This window comes from Paenibacillus endoradicis, assembly GCF_024721975.1.
Window position 1 is genome coordinate 337,239 of sequence record NZ_JANQBB010000005.1, and the last position, 15,640, is coordinate 352,878.

15 protein-coding genes are annotated in these 15,640 nt (G+C 38.2%); all 15 read left to right on the forward strand.

All coding sequences use genetic code 11. The features are described 5' to 3' along the window. Positions 1-247 precede the first annotated feature (247 nt). The 15 genes from yqfC to dnaG all read left to right on the forward strand — a co-directional run bounded on the left by yqfC (position 248) and on the right by dnaG (position 15,617). Positions 248-526 (forward strand): sporulation protein YqfC, encoded by a 279-nt coding sequence (gene yqfC, locus NV377_RS17965; protein WP_258202171.1) that lies wholly within the window; start codon positions 248-250, stop codon positions 524-526. A 79-nt stretch (positions 527-605) separates the two neighbouring features. Further along, on the forward strand, positions 606-1,799 hold the full coding sequence (yqfD, locus tag NV377_RS17970) for a sporulation protein YqfD (protein ID WP_258202172.1): 1,194 nt from the start codon (positions 606-608) through the stop codon (positions 1,797-1,799). 6 nt (positions 1,800-1,805) lie between these two features. Beyond that, the gene (locus tag NV377_RS17975) at positions 1,806-2,777 is read left to right on the forward strand and encodes a PhoH family protein (RefSeq protein ID WP_258202173.1); all 972 of its coding nucleotides are present in this window, start codon (positions 1,806-1,808) and stop codon (positions 2,775-2,777) included. A gap of 40 nt (positions 2,778-2,817) precedes the next feature. Beyond that, positions 2,818-5,067, forward strand: coding sequence for an HD family phosphohydrolase (locus NV377_RS17980; RefSeq protein ID WP_258202174.1), 2,250 nt, complete (start codon positions 2,818-2,820; stop codon positions 5,065-5,067). A gap of 5 nt (positions 5,068-5,072) precedes the next feature. Continuing rightward, entirely contained in the window at positions 5,073-5,570 is a 498-nt protein-coding gene (ybeY, locus tag NV377_RS17985) for an rRNA maturation RNase YbeY (protein WP_258202175.1), read from the forward strand. Beyond that, on the forward strand, positions 5,570-5,929 hold the full coding sequence (locus tag NV377_RS17990; protein WP_258202176.1) for a diacylglycerol kinase family protein: 360 nt from the start codon (positions 5,570-5,572) through the stop codon (positions 5,927-5,929). Before ybeY ends, NV377_RS17990 begins: the two co-directional genes overlap by 1 nt. A 99-nt stretch (positions 5,930-6,028) precedes the next feature. Next, positions 6,029-6,439, forward strand: coding sequence for a cytidine deaminase (locus tag NV377_RS17995; protein ID WP_258202177.1), 411 nt, complete (start codon positions 6,029-6,031; stop codon positions 6,437-6,439). Between the two features lie 363 nt (positions 6,440-6,802). Beyond that, positions 6,803-7,720, forward strand: a complete 918-nt coding sequence (era, locus tag NV377_RS18000; RefSeq protein WP_258202178.1) for a GTPase Era — start codon at positions 6,803-6,805, stop codon at positions 7,718-7,720. Positions 7,721-7,815: 95 nt separating this feature from the next. After that, entirely contained in the window at positions 7,816-7,974 is a 159-nt protein-coding gene (locus tag NV377_RS18005) for a YqzL family protein (protein WP_258202179.1), read from the forward strand. A gap of 50 nt (positions 7,975-8,024) precedes the next feature. Further along, on the forward strand, positions 8,025-8,768 hold the full coding sequence (recO, locus tag NV377_RS18010; RefSeq protein WP_258202180.1) for a DNA repair protein RecO: 744 nt from the start codon (positions 8,025-8,027) through the stop codon (positions 8,766-8,768). 307 nt (positions 8,769-9,075) lie between these two features. Further along, positions 9,076-9,954, forward strand: coding sequence for a glycine--tRNA ligase subunit alpha (gene glyQ / locus NV377_RS18015; protein ID WP_258202181.1), 879 nt, complete (start codon positions 9,076-9,078; stop codon positions 9,952-9,954). 1 nt (position 9,955) lies between these two features. Further along, entirely contained in the window at positions 9,956-12,037 is a 2,082-nt protein-coding gene (gene glyS, locus NV377_RS18020; protein ID WP_258202182.1) for a glycine--tRNA ligase subunit beta, read from the forward strand. 337 nt (positions 12,038-12,374) lie between these two features. Next, entirely contained in the window at positions 12,375-13,190 is an 816-nt protein-coding gene (locus tag NV377_RS18025) for a pyruvate, water dikinase regulatory protein (protein ID WP_258202183.1), read from the forward strand. A gap of 89 nt (positions 13,191-13,279) precedes the next feature. After that, positions 13,280-13,714, forward strand: a complete 435-nt coding sequence (locus tag NV377_RS18030) for a YaiI/YqxD family protein (RefSeq protein WP_258202184.1) — start codon at positions 13,280-13,282, stop codon at positions 13,712-13,714. Between the two features lie 61 nt (positions 13,715-13,775). Continuing rightward, on the forward strand, positions 13,776-15,617 hold the full coding sequence (gene dnaG / locus NV377_RS18035) for a DNA primase (protein WP_258202185.1): 1,842 nt from the start codon (positions 13,776-13,778) through the stop codon (positions 15,615-15,617). The last annotated feature ends 23 nt before the right edge of the window (positions 15,618-15,640 follow it).

Consider the following 15,640-nt stretch of genomic DNA (forward strand, 5'->3'; position numbering starts at 1 on the left):
TTTTTGTTGTGTTTTATCTATATCATTTCACTTAGCGAGATTTTCGACGATTTAATTGTCGAAGATCTCGCTATTTTTATTTATTTATGTGTACCCAATGATTAGTGGTACCCCAAACGTTTTCGTCATGAAGTTGAAACTATTACATTTTCTCATATTTATAATGATTGCTGCATATTTTGGTATAGTACCGATGTGTCTCTTGGCAGGTAACAAATCGAAGTTTTAGAAAGGGGAACCTTCATCAATGAGACAAATTAAAAGGAAATTACATAGATTAACAGCGACTTTGCTTGATATGCCAGAGGACGTTGTTTTTGAATTGCCTAGAATGACATTGATCGGAGATCGTCAGCTATATATTGAAAATCATAGAGGAGTTATCCATTTTAGTGAAGATTTATTACGGCTTTCACTAAGTAAGGGCGAATTAGAAGTTACAGGTGAAGGGTTAATCATTCGTACAATATGGACGGATGAAGTATTTGTTGAAGGTGTTATTAAAGGAATTAAATTGCTCCCGTAAATTTAAGATGCTTATGAATTTTCATTCCAAATTAAGTAGAAGGATCAAACAGTCATGTAAAGTTGAAGGAGGGTTTGTAATGAAAGGTACAATGGTAGAATGGTTGAAAGGTCGAGTTGAGATTGAATTGCACGGAGGAGACGTTGCACGTTTCCTCAACGAGGTACTGTCTGCAAAATTATCGCTTGCTAATATTCGTTGGACAAGCTCTGAAAAAGTCAGATTTGAAGTGAGTTTGGCTCAATACTTCAGTCTCAAAAAATATATTCGAGCGGCTGGAAGTACAATGCGCATTGTACGTAAAGAAGGATTCCCATTTTTATTAAGTCGCATGGAGAAACGGATTTGGTTTTCTGTAGGAATCGCTTTGTTCTTCACAATAATCTTTCTTCTTTCTTCGTTGGTGTGGACTGTTGATGTTGAAGGGAATGAGCGAATACCGAAAGACGAGATCATTGCAGCTGCGAAAGCAGAAGGGCTCTATCCATTACAGTGGTCTTTCCGTCTACAAGATACTGATATCATCTCGAAAAAATTAGTGAATGCAATACCAGGAACGAATTGGATTGGTGTAGTGAAAAATGGTACAAAAGTAAAAATTCAAGTTGTTGAAATGACAATTCCAGAAGAACGTGAAAAGTATAGCCCTCGTCATCTAGTTGCAACAAATGATGCAGTCATAACGTACATTATAGCAGAAGCAGGAAAACCGCTTGTTCGTAAAAACATGCGTGTAAAAAAGGGACAAACATTAATATCAGGTATTATTGGAACAGAGGCACATTCAGAGGTTGTTGTTGCCCAAGGAAAAGTTAAAGGTCTTGTGTGGTATGAATATAATGTCTCTACACCGTTAATACAGAAATATAGAGCGTATACTGGTGAGAAGCAAGAGCGAAACTACTTTGTCATTGGTAATCGTGCTATGCAGATTTCAGGATATGGTCAAACACCATATGAGAAATCAGAAATACTGACAACGAGAGATCAACTTCATCTTTGGAATTTTGAATTACCGTTTGGCACGATGAAAGAAAGTGAACAAGAATCACGATTTGAACAAATAGAAATATCGGTTGATCAAGCGAAACAAACAAGTTTAGAACAAGCTAGGATCAATGTTCGATCAGTTGCAGGTGAAGATGCACGTATTGTTAGTGAAATTGTTTTGCATGAAGAGTCGGACAATGGTAAAGTTGTAATGAAGGTGCTTTTTGAAGTGAATCAGTCAATTACGAAGGAATTACCAATAGTCCAAATGCAGGGAGATTGAGTATAGTTGCAAACTGAAGCGAAAACAGTCAAAATTCCAGTCCAAAATGCGGAAGAGGCTTTAGCTATCTTTGGTCCGCAAGATAAATATTTACGTCTAATTGAACAACGAGTTAGTGCGAAAATATCTTCAAGAGATGCAGAAATCACGATTAGTGGCCCTAGTAATGAAGTAGATTCTTTGGAGCAGTTGTATCAAGTACTTTTACAATTAGTTCGAGAAGGATATTCACCCTCTGAACGAGATATAACGTATGCACTTGATCTTGCCATGAAAATGCAAGCCGAAGAACTGTTAGATTTGTTCAAAAAACCGTTAGCTACGACTTATCGCGGGAAAAAGATTATGGTCAAAACAATTGGCCAACGTCATTATGCGAAATTAATTCGTAAGCTTGACATTGTTTTTGGAATCGGTCCAGCAGGAACAGGTAAAACATATTTAGCTGTTGTACTAGCAGTTGCCGCTCTGAAAGAGAATTTAGTAAAGCGTATAATATTAACTCGTCCAGCGGTAGAAGCAGGTGAAAATCTAGGTTTCTTACCCGGTGATCTGCAAGAAAAAGTAGATCCATATTTACGTCCACTATATGACGCACTGCATGATGTATTAGGAGCAGAACAAACGGTTAAAGCGATTGAACGTGGTATGATTGAGATTGCACCACTTGCATATATGCGTGGTCGAACACTAGATGATGCGTTTATTATTTTAGATGAAGCACAGAATACAACGCCTGAACAGATGAAAATGTTCCTTACTCGTCTTGGCTTTGGTGCTAAAATGGTTATTAACGGTGACGTTACGCAAATTGACTTACCAAGAGGGAAAAACTCTGGATTAATCGAGGCAAGACGTATTCTTTCAAATATCGATGAAATAGGCATGATGATTTTTACGGAACAAGATGTTGTTCGTCATACTCTTGTCCAAAAAATTATTATGGCATATGATCGTGATGCTGAGTCCCAATCGTAATCGACATAAATCTAGATTTTTAAGGAGAGGATGATCGTGAATGACACATCAGAATAATAGCCGAAATGTTAAGGAAAGCCATTTGAATTTCACTGGCTGGAGACAAAGTAATCTAGTTAAGTGGTTGTTGATGGCGTTGTTCGTCATCCTTTTCTATTTCAATCTAGCGCCTCATATTATCCCTGAGACGTATAATATTACTGAGGGATCAGTGAGTGACAAAGATATAAAAGCACCAATACAAATTAGAGATGAAAAAGCAACGAGAGAAGCAGAAGAAGCAGCTGCTAATGAGATTGAAGATTCTTATTCTATCGTTGCACTACGTAATGATTCATTAGTAGAGTCTATCTTTCTAAGAATTGAACAATTGAATGCGGACGATCAAGTTAGTAAAGAGGATAAAATAGACATATATCGTTCAGAAATTCCTAACCGATATGATCAACATATTCAAACTTTTGTAAAATCAAGTAGTGCTACTACTACTTATAATGCTTTGTTGCTAGAAGAAATGAGCAATGTAGCAAAGGATCAACGTTATACAATTCCTGAGGAGACATTCTACAAATTGCCACAGCTAACCCAGGAACAACTTACAGAAATGAGAATGGTGGCAAAAGAGATCGTTAGAAAGTTAACTAGCGACCCAATTCGTAATGCAGAAACTGTTCGAACTCAAGTAGCTGAAATGGTAAATTCTAGTACAATTTCTAATCGTACAGCTCGTGAAATTGTTCAAGAAATTGCTCGTTTCTCCATCATGCCTAATAAGTTTTTCGATAAAACTATGACAGATGAGGCAAGGGAAGTAGCTCGAAATAATACGGCCCCTATCATTTACAAAGAGAATGAAGTGATCGTGCAAAAAAATCAGGTAATAACACCAGATCTCTATGCGCTGTTATCGGAAGCGAATGTTTTACAAGGTACTAATCATAATTGGTCACGAGTTGGCGTAGTTTTATTGTCATTTATACTGTCTGCGTTTCTATACGTGTATTTATCTCAGTCATCAGGTGTAGGTTTGAAACGTGCTAGATACAACAATACACAACTACTTATGCTGTTACTTATTTTTCTAATTAATTGTGGAGTTATTCAAATTACTTCACTAATACAGTCGGAAACAGCTAATATTGCAGGTTATTTTGCTCCTGCAGCACTTGGTATCATGTTGATTACATTACTTATTGATGAACATTTAGCAATGGCGAGTACTTTTATTTTCAGTATTGTTGGTTCGGTCATCTTAAACACGAGTACTTCGATGTTGCTTGATTTCAAATTCGGAGTATATATTATTGTTATTTCATTAGCGGCGATCTATTCCATTAAGCATGCAAGTCAACGATCTGCAATATTAAAAGCAGGAATAATGGTTAGTTTATTTGGCTCTTTCACTGTACTCACTATGTTATTAATGTCGGAGCAATTAGAACGTATGCCTATGTTATACTCACTAGGTTTAGCTTTTGGTGGTGGATTAGTTACTTCCATTCTTGTTGTAGGTCTTATGCCATTCTTCGAAATTTCATTTGGCATATTATCTGCTTTAAAACTTGTGGAATTATCAAGTCCGAATCATCCATTACTACGTAAATTACTTACTGAGACACCTGGTACTTATCATCATAGCGTAATGGTTGGTAATCTAGCAGAGGCTGCAGCAGAATCGATAGGTGCAAATGGATTATTATGTAGAGTAGGTTCCTTCTATCATGATTTAGGTAAGACTAAGCGTCCTAGTTATTTCATAGAGAACCAAACTAATATGAGTAATCCACATGATACGATTGATCCAATGTTGAGTAAGTCAATTATAGTTGCGCATGCTAAAGATGGTGCTGAAATGTTGAAAGCCTATAATATTCCTAAACAATTACGTGATATTGCTGAGCAGCATCACGGTACTACTTCTTTGAAATTCTTCTATTATAAAGCATTGAAAGAAGCAGAGGAACAAGGTATTGAGCCTGATTTCAAAGAGGAAGATTTCCGTTATCCTGGCCCTAAGGCTCAGTCTAAAGAAGCGGCAGTTGTTGGAATCGCAGATTGTGTAGAGGCTGCGGTCCGAAGTTTACGTAATCCTACGATTGCACAAGTTGAAGATATGATTCACAAAATTATTAAAAATAGAGTAGATGATAATCAGTACAATGAATGTGATCTTACAATGAAAGAGCTAGACAAAATAGCTCAATCTTTGAAAGAAAGCCTTATGGGCATATTCCATTCGCGTATTGAATATCCAGATGATGTAAAGCTGAAAGCTAACGAGAAGGAGTAGATCTAATGAGCATAGTATTAGATTGGAACAATAATCAAAGTGAATTCGAAATTTCTGATGAATGGATAGAGAAATTAACAAACATCTTACAAATAGCTGCTGAAAATGAAGGATTAACTTCAGGTGAAGTTACATTAACATTTACAAATAATGAAGAAATTCATGAATTGAACAAGCAGTACCGTAATATCGATCGTCCAACTGATGTTCTATCTTTTGCGCTAAATGATGACGGTGTAGATGAATTAAACATCATTTTTGAAGTTGACAGTGAAGATGAGATCGATCCTATATCAGGTATGCTAGGAGATATTATCATTTCTGTGGAGCGTGCAGAAGAGCAACGGATTGAATATGGGCATTCTCTTGAACGTGAAATTGGTTTCCTGTTTGTTCATGGTTTTCTGCATTTATTAGGCTACGATCATCAAGACGATGAAGCTGAAGAAGTTATGACTCAAAAACAAGAAGCTGTCCTACAACAAGTTGGTTTAACACGCTAATGTTTAAGGTTTTTCGTAGTATAGGATACGCAGTTGAAGGAATTTGGTATGGAGTTTCTACACAACGTAATATGAAAATCCATTTGACAGTGGCACCAATTGTTCTTATACTTGGTGCCATTGTTTCACTTAAATGGGTAGAATGGTGTATTATTATTTTGGTTATCGCAGCAGTCATGAGCTTAGAATTAGTAAACACTGCCATTGAAGCTTTAGTAGATATAGAAAGTCCACAGTACCAACCATTAGCCAAAATAGCGAAAGATGTAGCCGCAGGAGCGGTACTATTAATGGCTATTGGCTCTGTATGTATTGGAAGTATTATCATTGTACCTAAACTTTGGGAACTGTTATTCTAGTTGGTACGAAAGCACTGGAGCAAATGATGAATGACATATTCGCCGTCCAGTAAGCGGCGAAGTAACAGATCCTAATCACAATCGATAAGGAGCATAATTATGGAACTTTCTGAACAAAAGAATCTCCTCTCTCAAGCAAAAGAAGCGATGAAGCATGCTTATGTACCTTACTCACAGTTTCGAGTAGGAGCTGCCCTTTTAGATCAAGATGGACATGTCCATCTTGGATGTAATATTGAAAATGCTGCTTACGGTCCTACGAATTGTGCTGAACGTACAGCACTTTTTAGTGCTCTTGCTTCAGGGGTTGCTCCAAGAACATTTACAGCGATTGCAGTCATAGGTGATACCATTGATCCTATATCACCCTGTGGTGTTTGTCGTCAAGTGATGATAGAGTTATGTGAACCAGATACATTGGTCATTATGGGGAATTTAGCAGGGGATTGTAAAGTGATGACGGTGGGGGAACTATTGCCAGGAGCATTCACACCATCCTCCCTACTTTAGTTGTAGTTCAAAAAGCGGACTTTGATAACGATGAGTATGCTGACGTAGCGTATTCGACATCGAATATGCCACCCATCGAATGCCTGCGTGTGCTCACGTACACAAAACGTACGCTGTGCTACTCGTTTCCGCTGTGGGTCATCTTCTCGATTCTGAAAGCCCGCTTTTTGAACTTTCATTAAAAGAGCAGTTCAAAAAGCGGACTTTGATAATGATGAGTCTGCTAAAGTAGTGTATGCGACATCGAATGTGCCACCCATCGATTAATTAATAGTTTTAAGCGTATGCTTACGATGCAACTTTTTATTTGCAAGAAAGGCATATCTGGTAGTTAATAAAAAGTTTTAGAAGGAGCAATAATTAATGAGTCAACAAACAACAAACAACAAGAATAAATTTCGCTCAGGTTTTGTAGCCATTATCGGTAGACCGAATGTAGGTAAATCTACACTAATGAATAATCTTATCGGTCAAAAAATTGCAATTATGTCTGACAAGCCGCAAACTACACGTAACAAAATACATGGTGTGTATACGAAGGATGATATGCAAATCGTTTTTCTTGATACACCTGGTATTCATAAACCGAACTCAAAACTTGGAAATTACATGATGAAATCAGCGGAAAGTGCATTGCGTGAAGTTGAAGCAGTAATGTTTCTAATTGATGCATCTGAACCAATTGGTGGCGGTGATCGATATATTATTGAACAATTACAAAAGGTTAAGACACCAGTCTTTTTAGTTATCAATAAATTAGATAAAGTTGATCCAGAATCTTTAATGAAAACAATTATGAAATATAAAGATCTATATAACTTCGCAGAAATCGTGCCGATCTCTGCATTGAACGGTAATAATATAACAACGTTGATGGAACAATTAGGTAGATATTTACCTGAAGGTCCTCAGTATTATCCAGCAGATCAAGTTACGGATCATCCTGAACAATTTGTCTGTGCAGAAATGGTTCGTGAGAAAATTTTACATCTAACTCGTGATGAGATCCCGCATTCAATTGCAGTAAATATTGAAGATATGCGTGTTCAAGATAACGGAGTTGTCTATATCGGTGCAGTTGTGTTTGTTGAACGCGATTCACAAAAAGGGATCATTATTGGTAAACGTGGTGCGCTTCTGAAAGAAGTCGGAAAAAACGCGCGTATCGATATTGAGAATTTACTTGGATCAAAAGTTTTCCTTGAAATTTGGGTAAAAGTTAAAAAAGATTGGCGTAATCAAGACCGGGTGCTAAATGATCTTGGTTTCAAACATGATTAGTAAATGACGTAATTTACTAAGGATAGTTTTCGCTAATGTGTTCATCCTAATACCATCTGGAGTAGCAATTCCAAGGGCGGAAAGGATGGATACGAATGAGAGAATTTTCGTGGAAATATTTTGCGTTAACCGGGGATGTCGAGTCTTACTTGCTGTTCAAAGCAATGGAGGAACAAAAAGATTCGATCGATACCGATGCAATTGGCATTCAGGATGATTTGGAAGAATTACCGCTTGAAGAAGGGAAACTATAGTATTCGAGTGTGTTAACTTTTGGTTGTCCGTGGTTGGGGGAAGCAATACAATGCTGTATCGAGTTGAAGGTATCGTGTTAAGAACGATGGACTATGGTGAGACACATAAAATAATAACACTCATTACGAATAATTCTGGTAAGGTAGGCGTGCTTGTGCGCGGTGCCAAAAAGGTCCGTAGCAAGCATGCTTCGCTTGCTCAGCCTTTTACATATGGAGAGTTCTCATTTGTACGAAATACAGGATTAGGCACGTTACAAACTGCTGAAATTATTTCTTCAAATCATTCTCTGCGGTCAGATCTTGATCTGTCCGCCCATGCATCCTACATTGCAGAATTAACCGATCGAGGTATTCTTGAAGATGAAGTGAACGTTCAACATTTTGAACAATTGAAAGCATGTTTTGCTGCACTCTCAGATGGTAAAGACTTCGAAGTAATTACTCAACTGTATGAATTGAAAGTGTTGCAAATGACGGGCTACAGTCCCGTTGTTGAGGAGTGCATTCATTGTGGTAATCATGTTGGCCCATTCAAAATGTCATTTTATTCAGGTGGGATTATGTGCTCCAGATGCTCTTCTAATGATGCTTCCCTAGTACTGATTAGTGATTCTGCCTTGAAACTGCTAAGGTTTTTCAAAGGGATTGATATGCGTCGAATCGGAAATATTACGATTTCAGCGGAGACTAAAAAGGAATTAACGTTTCTTATTCGTGGATTAATAGATGCTCAATTAGGTTTAAAGTTGAAATCTCGTCAGTTCTTGGATAACTTAGGCAAATTAGTTTGACAATTGCCCGATAGTTGAATAGAATATGAGAATATCAATATGAGGCAGAGAAAGAGAAACGTATAGATGTGTTCGCTCGAATAGCGAGTTAGGGGTGGTGAAAGCCTAACAGGTCGAACTCAATACGTGGCGCTCTGGAGCCGTTCGAATGAAAGTGGATTATTCAGTAGAATAGTCAAGTAGGGTGGAACCGCGGGAATATAACTCTCGTCCCTATGTCTGGTAACAGGCGTAGAGGCGAGAGTTTTTTTGTTTGCCAAGATGACCTGAACCAAAGAAAATGAAAAGATTAAGGGGTTGAACGTGAATGAACTTTCAAAACATGATTTTAACACTACAACAATTTTGGGCTGAGCAAAACTGTATTCTAGTACAGCCGTATGACGTTGAAAAAGGTGCTGGAACGATGAATCCAATGACGTTTCTACGCTCGATTGGTCCAGAGCCTTGGAATGTAGCCTATGTTGAGCCTTCCCGTCGTCCTGCTGATGGTCGTTATGGCGAAAACCCTAATAGACTTTATCAACATCATCAATTCCAAGTAATCTTGAAACCTTCTCCAGACAATATTCAGGAGTTATATCTTGAAAGCTTGAAACGTCTTGGTATCGATGCAAGAGAGCATGATATCCGTTTCGTAGAAGATAACTGGGAATCTCCGACACTAGGTGCTTGGGGACTTGGATGGGAAGTATGGCTTGATGGTATGGAAATTACGCAATTTACGTATTTCCAACAAGTTGGCGGTATCGATATGAGTCCGATCGCAGTTGAGATTACTTATGGTATGGAGCGTCTAGCTTCATATATTCAACAAAAAGATAATGTGTTTGATCTTGAGTGGGTAGATGGTGTTACTTATGGTGATGTATTCCACCAACCTGAGTTTGAACATTCCAAATATACATTTGAAACTTCAGATACAGCGATGTTATTCTCTCTATTCAATATGTATGAAGAGGAAGCCAAAAAAACAATGGAACAAAGTCTTGTGTTCCCTGCCTATGATTACGTATTGAAATGTTCCCATACATTTAACTTGTTAGATGCACGTGGTGCTATTAGTGTTACCGAAAGAACGGGATACATTGGTCGTGTGCGTAATTTGGCGAGAACAATTGCAGCAACTTACCTAGAGGAACGTGAACGTCTAGGATTCCCGTTATTGAAGAAAGGAGAGAAATAAGATGGCTAAAGACTTATTATTAGAGCTTGGTTTGGAAGAAGTTCCAGCTCGTTTTGTACGAGGGGCAATGGAACAATTACAACAAAAATTCGAAAAATGGTTAATTGACCATCGGATTTCTTTTACTGCAGTTAATAGTTATGCGACACCTCGTCGATTATCTTTAATTGTTACGGACGTAGCTGACAAGCAAAGCGACATAGAAGAAGAAGCAAAAGGACCAGCTCGTAAAATCGCAAAAGATGATGCTGGAAATTGGAGTAAAGCAGCGCTTGGTTTCGCTCGAAGTCAAGGTGTTGAGCCTGAAGCATTGTATTTCCAAGAGCTTGCTGGTGTGGAATATGTATATGCGAAGAAAAGTAGCATTGGCGTGGAAACATCTAGTTTACTATCTCAAGGCTTCGTAGATGTGATTACGTCTATGTCTTTTCCCAAAAATATGCGTTGGGGTAATCATGAGATGCGTTTCGTTCGTCCGATTCGTTGGATGATAGCGTTGTTCGGTAATGATATTGTTGATTTTGAACTTGCTGGTGTAGCAACTGGCCGTGTTTCTCGTGGACATCGTTTCCTAGGAGAAGAAACGACGATCGATAATGCTAGTGATTATATCGCTAAGCTTCGTCAACAATCCGTTATTGTAGATGTAGAGGAGCGTCAACAATTAATCGTTAAGCAAATTGATACTCTTGCATCAGAAAAAAATTGGAAAATCGCAATTAAGGAAGATCTTCTCGAAGAAGTGTTATTCCTTGTAGAATATCCAAGTACATTGTTTGGAACGTATGAAGAATCGTTCTTGCACATTCCGCAAGAAGTTCTAATTACTTCAATGCGTGAACATCAACGATACTTCCCAGTGCTAGATCAATCAGGCAAGTTACTTCCTTTCTTTGTAACTGTACGTAATGGTGATACTCATTCCATTGATGTAGTTGCTAAAGGTAATGAAAAAGTGCTTCGCGCACGTCTATCTGATGCGAAATTCTTCTATGAAGAAGACCATAAATTAAGTATCGAAGCTGCATTAGCGAAGCTTGAAAATATTGTATACCATGAAGAACTAGGTTCAGTTGGCGATAAAGTTCGTCGTACAGTAACAACAGCTAATCTTATTGCTCAGCAATTACAAGTTGAGAAGTCTACGCAAACGAAAGTGGAACGTGCGGCAGCTATTTGTAAATTCGACCTAGTGTCACAAATGGTTTACGAGTTCCCTGAACTACAAGGCATTATGGGCGAAGATTATGCGAATCGCCTTGGTGAAGACGCTGAAGTAGCTAAAGCAATTAATGAGCATTATCAACCACGTTTCTCAGGTGATGCAGTTCCTTCCCAAACGGTAGGAGCAATTGTCAGTCTAGCGGATAAAATTGATACTATTGTCGGATGCTTCTCAATTGGAATTGTACCTACAGGATCTCAAGATCCGTATGCTCTTCGTCGTCAAGCTACCGGTATTGTACAAATATTATTAGCACATGATCTTCAATTATCTTTGAAGCAGCTATTCGAGCTTAGTCTATCCGTTCATGAAACACGTGGAATGAAACGTGCGATTGAAGAAATTGCAAAAGACTTGCAAGATTTCTTCGGATTACGTGTAAAAAATTGGTTGTCTGAGCAAGGTGCCAAATATGATGTAATCGATGCAGTTATGGTTGCTGGTTTCAGTGACTTGCTACTTACGAAGAAACGTGCGAAAATTTTAATGACTCAACTAGAAGAAACGAATAAAGCGAGTTTCAAAACAAATGTAGAAGCATTTAATCGAGTATGTAATTTGGCTTCCAAAGCAGAAACAAAACAAGTCGATGAGTCACTGTTCCAAGAAGCTTCTGAACAAGCGCTATTTACTGCTTGGAATAATGCACATCCGCAATTTGTTACAGCAATGTCTGAACGTAATGTTGAAGCAGCTTATGATCTACTTACATCTTTACGTGAAGCAATAGTTGCTTACTTCGATTCTGTAATGGTTATGGCAGAAGATGCTGCAGTAAAACGCAATCGTCTAGCTACTTTAGCTTTAATCGCTGATGATATTCATCAAATTGCCGATCTTTCTAAATTAGTTTGGTAGAGGAAGTTCAAAAAGCAGACTTTGATAACGAAGGTACTCTGTGAGAATAATCGGCACCGAATATGAAGCGAACTTGGGAAGTATTTGCATAAGCTTCCGATGTATGTTTCTTGCAGAAACATTGTTGGTACTCGTGTACCAACAACGTACACTTGCATTTCCTCTTTCCGCAAGTAGCACTCCATCTTCTCGATTCTGAAATCCTACTTTTTGAACCTTTATTTGAAGAAGTAGTTAAATAGCAAGCAATAAAAAGTTTGGCTTATACTTACGATGCAACTTTTCATTGCAATGAAGTAGTTTAAGAAGTTATGAAAAGTTTTAGGAGGGAATATCAATGCCAGATTCACAATCTGATGTCATTGTCTATGTCGTATCTGATGCAGCAGGTGATACGGGCGAGCTTGTAGTTAGGGCGGCAATCGCACAATTTCATCCTATTCATGCGGATATTCGCCGAGCGCCATTCGTTACGAATGAAGCAGCTATTGATCAAGTAGCATTAAAGGTGAAGCAGTTAGATGCTATTGTCATGTATACGCTAGTCATTCCGCATTTGCGTGAGCGAATGAAAATGTTAGCTGAACAATTAGACATTCAAGCGATTGATCTGCTTGGTCCCTTTATTGAGACGTTAGAAACTCGAACGGGTAAAAAATCTCGTCAAGAACCTGGGCTTAACCACGTTCTTGACGCTGATTATTTCAAAAAAGTCGAAGCGGTAGAATTTGCAGTGAAGTACGATGATGCGAGAGATACTTCTGGTGTAAGGAAGGCTGATATCGTTCTTGTTGGTGTTTCGCGTACGTCGAAAACTCCTTTATCTATGTATCTAGCACATCAAAAGTATAAAGTAGCAAATGTTCCGCTTGTACCTGAAATCAAACCTCCTGATGAATTGTTTCAAGTGAATAGATCCAAAATAATTGGTCTTACGATCGATTTAAATTATTTGAACGTTATCCGCAAAGAGCGCCTAAAGGCATTAGGTTTGCCTGATACAGCATCTTACGCTACTACTGAACGGATACAATATGAACTTAATTATGCATCAGCTATTATGGAACGATTGCAATGTACCATTATTGATGTATCACATCGTGCCGTAGAAGAAACGGCAAGTCTTATTATGGAAAAGATCAGAAAAGGCTAATTAATAATAAAAGGATTTTTTGCTGACGTAGCGTATATAATATTAAATACATTGTATTTGAGTCTGATAGATCTAAGAAGGTGAATGAGATGAAAATCATCGTTGATGGTGATGCATGTCCTGTCAAAAATGAAATTATTGAAACTGCTCGTAAATTTCAGACTTCAGTGTGTATGGTCGCATCATTTGATCATCGCTTACCTGATGTGGAAGATGTCGAAATGATTCAAGTAGATCGAAGTGATCAATCAGCTGATATGTACATTGCCAACTATGTAAAGCGAGGAGATCTTGTAATAACACAAGATTTTGGGCTGGCATGTATTGTCATGGCAAAACATGCGATTACGATCTCATTTCGTGGAGAACAATATACTGACGACAATATCGACTACTTATTAGAGCGCAGAGCAGAATCAGCTAAAAGACGCAGACAAGGCTTGCGTAGCAAGGGTCCGAAGCCATTTTCAGATGAAGATCGAAAAAGATTTCAACAAAAGTTGACAAAACTTTTAGGAAATTAGCAGGAGAACTGTGAAGTTTAGCGAATATTATTATGGTGTTAATAAGTGAAGGTGATGAACTATGGCTGGAGACTTAATACCAGATGAAGTCATTGATGCAGTAAGAAGTCATCATGACATTGTAGAAGTGGTCGGGAAATACGTTCATTTAACTAAAAACGGTAAATACATGAAGGGGTTATGCCCATTTCATTCTGAAAAGACTCCTTCATTCACTGTTACCCCAGAGTTACAAATTTATCATTGCTATGGCTGTGGTAAAGGAGGTAACGTGATTCGATTCGTCGAAGAAATGGAGGGATATACTTTTCCGGAAGCGGTACGGATGCTTGCGGAAGATGCTGGACTACCAGTCACGTGGTCTTCTAACACTAGTGCTCACTCTCATGAACAAGATAGTATTCGCAATAAAATTATTGAGGCTCATGAACTAGCAGTTAAGTTCTATCATTACTTGTTGAATAATACTCAACAAGGTGCCGAGGCCAAGAAATATTTAATAGCGCGAGGAATGAGTGATAAGCTGATTGATCAATTTATGATCGGCTTTGCACCAAGTGATTGGGACGTTTTGACGCGTTTTTTGACAGGTCGTGGTTTTGATCATGCATTGTTGGAAAAAGCAGGATTAATTTCTGCCAAAAATGACGGTGATAGTTATTTTGATCGTTTTCGTAATCGGATCATGTTTCCGATATGGGACAAGAATGGCAAATCAATCGCATTTGGCGGCAGGATAATCGGAGAAGGACAACCCAAATATTTGAATTCTCCAGAAACGATGTTGTTCACCAAAAGTAAAATGCTCTATAACCTTAATCTAGCAAGACCCGCCATCAAAAAGTCGAAGCAAATAGTGCTATTCGAAGGATATATGGATGTCATAAAGGCTTGGTCTGCTGGAGTAATTAATGGAGTTGCTACACTCGGTACAGCATTGACAGATGAACATACATTGTTGTTGAAGCGTCATGCAGATGAGGTTATTGTTTGTTACGATGGCGATTCAGCTGGACAAGCGGCTGCCTACAAGTCCATTCCCTCACTAGAAGCGGCGGGAATTGTAGTAAAAGTGGCTTTACTTCCGAAAGGAATGGATCCAGATGAATATATAGAAGCATATGGAGCAGAAAACTTCCTCTATCAAGTTATAGAAGAACCTGTCTCAGTTACAAAATTTAAGCTTATATATTCCAGAAAGAACCATATACTTTCTAAAGAAGAAGGCAAACGGCAATATATCGTTGATGCAATAAAAATCGTTGCTGAGTTAGATTCATCTACTGAGCGAGAAATTCATCTTAAGGAACTGTCAAAAGAATTTGAACTTTCATTAGATGTTTTGAAGCAAGATTGTAATGAATATCGAATTCAACAGCAAAATTTAAAGCCTCAAAGGGATAATAACCAATTTTCGTGGAATAATGGTAGGAATGAAAAGCGGAAAACAGAGATACTTTCAACTGTATTGCCTGCTTACGTGAATGCAGAGCGTCGTTTATTGCATATCATGATGCGAAATCGTGATGTTGCAATGGCGGTCCATGATAAATTAGGTGATTCCTTTAATGTATACAATCATGCTGCCATAGCTGCATATTTATATGTGTACTATGCTTCAGGCTATGATGCAGATGCTTCACGCTTTATAGCTACATTGGAAGATGAGCAATTAGAGCGAAAAGCCTCTGAGTTATTGATGATGGACGGCGGATTTCCTTTCGACGATGATATTATGAATGCTTGGATACAAGATATACGAAAAATCCCGAGGCAGCAAGAGCTAGAACAGAAAAAAGAGTTGATGGTACGTGCCGAACGTGCTGGTGATTCTAGGTTAGCAGCACAATTAGGTATTGAGATTATATCCCTAGAAAGAGATCTAAAGAACTATCTTAGTTAATCTCTAGGGAGGAGGGAGTCGCA

What these genes read in the sequence shown, in the direction of transcription:
- yqfC (WP_258202171.1), top strand. Translation starts at nt 248, where the DNA reads ATGAGACAAATTAAAAGGAAATTACATAGATTAACAGCGACTTTGCTT.
- yqfD (WP_258202172.1), top strand. Translation starts at nt 606, where the DNA reads ATGAAAGGTACAATGGTAGAATGGTTGAAAGGTCGAGTTGAGATTGAA.
- NV377_RS17980 (WP_258202174.1), top strand. Translation starts at nt 2,818, where the DNA reads ATGACACATCAGAATAATAGCCGAAATGTTAAGGAAAGCCATTTGAAT.
- ybeY (WP_258202175.1), top strand. Translation starts at nt 5,073, where the DNA reads ATGAGCATAGTATTAGATTGGAACAATAATCAAAGTGAATTCGAAATT.
- NV377_RS17990 (WP_258202176.1), top strand. Translation starts at nt 5,570, where the DNA reads ATGTTTAAGGTTTTTCGTAGTATAGGATACGCAGTTGAAGGAATTTGG.
- NV377_RS17995 (WP_258202177.1), top strand. Translation starts at nt 6,029, where the DNA reads ATGGAACTTTCTGAACAAAAGAATCTCCTCTCTCAAGCAAAAGAAGCG.
- era (WP_258202178.1), top strand. Translation starts at nt 6,803, where the DNA reads ATGAGTCAACAAACAACAAACAACAAGAATAAATTTCGCTCAGGTTTT.
- NV377_RS18005 (WP_258202179.1), top strand. Translation starts at nt 7,816, where the DNA reads ATGAGAGAATTTTCGTGGAAATATTTTGCGTTAACCGGGGATGTCGAG.
- recO (WP_258202180.1), top strand. Translation starts at nt 8,025, where the DNA reads ATGCTGTATCGAGTTGAAGGTATCGTGTTAAGAACGATGGACTATGGT.
- glyQ (WP_258202181.1), top strand. Translation starts at nt 9,076, where the DNA reads ATGAACTTTCAAAACATGATTTTAACACTACAACAATTTTGGGCTGAG.
- glyS (WP_258202182.1), top strand. Translation starts at nt 9,956, where the DNA reads ATGGCTAAAGACTTATTATTAGAGCTTGGTTTGGAAGAAGTTCCAGCT.
- NV377_RS18025 (WP_258202183.1), top strand. Translation starts at nt 12,375, where the DNA reads ATGCCAGATTCACAATCTGATGTCATTGTCTATGTCGTATCTGATGCA.
- NV377_RS18030 (WP_258202184.1), top strand. Translation starts at nt 13,280, where the DNA reads ATGAAAATCATCGTTGATGGTGATGCATGTCCTGTCAAAAATGAAATT.
- dnaG (WP_258202185.1), top strand. Translation starts at nt 13,776, where the DNA reads ATGGCTGGAGACTTAATACCAGATGAAGTCATTGATGCAGTAAGAAGT.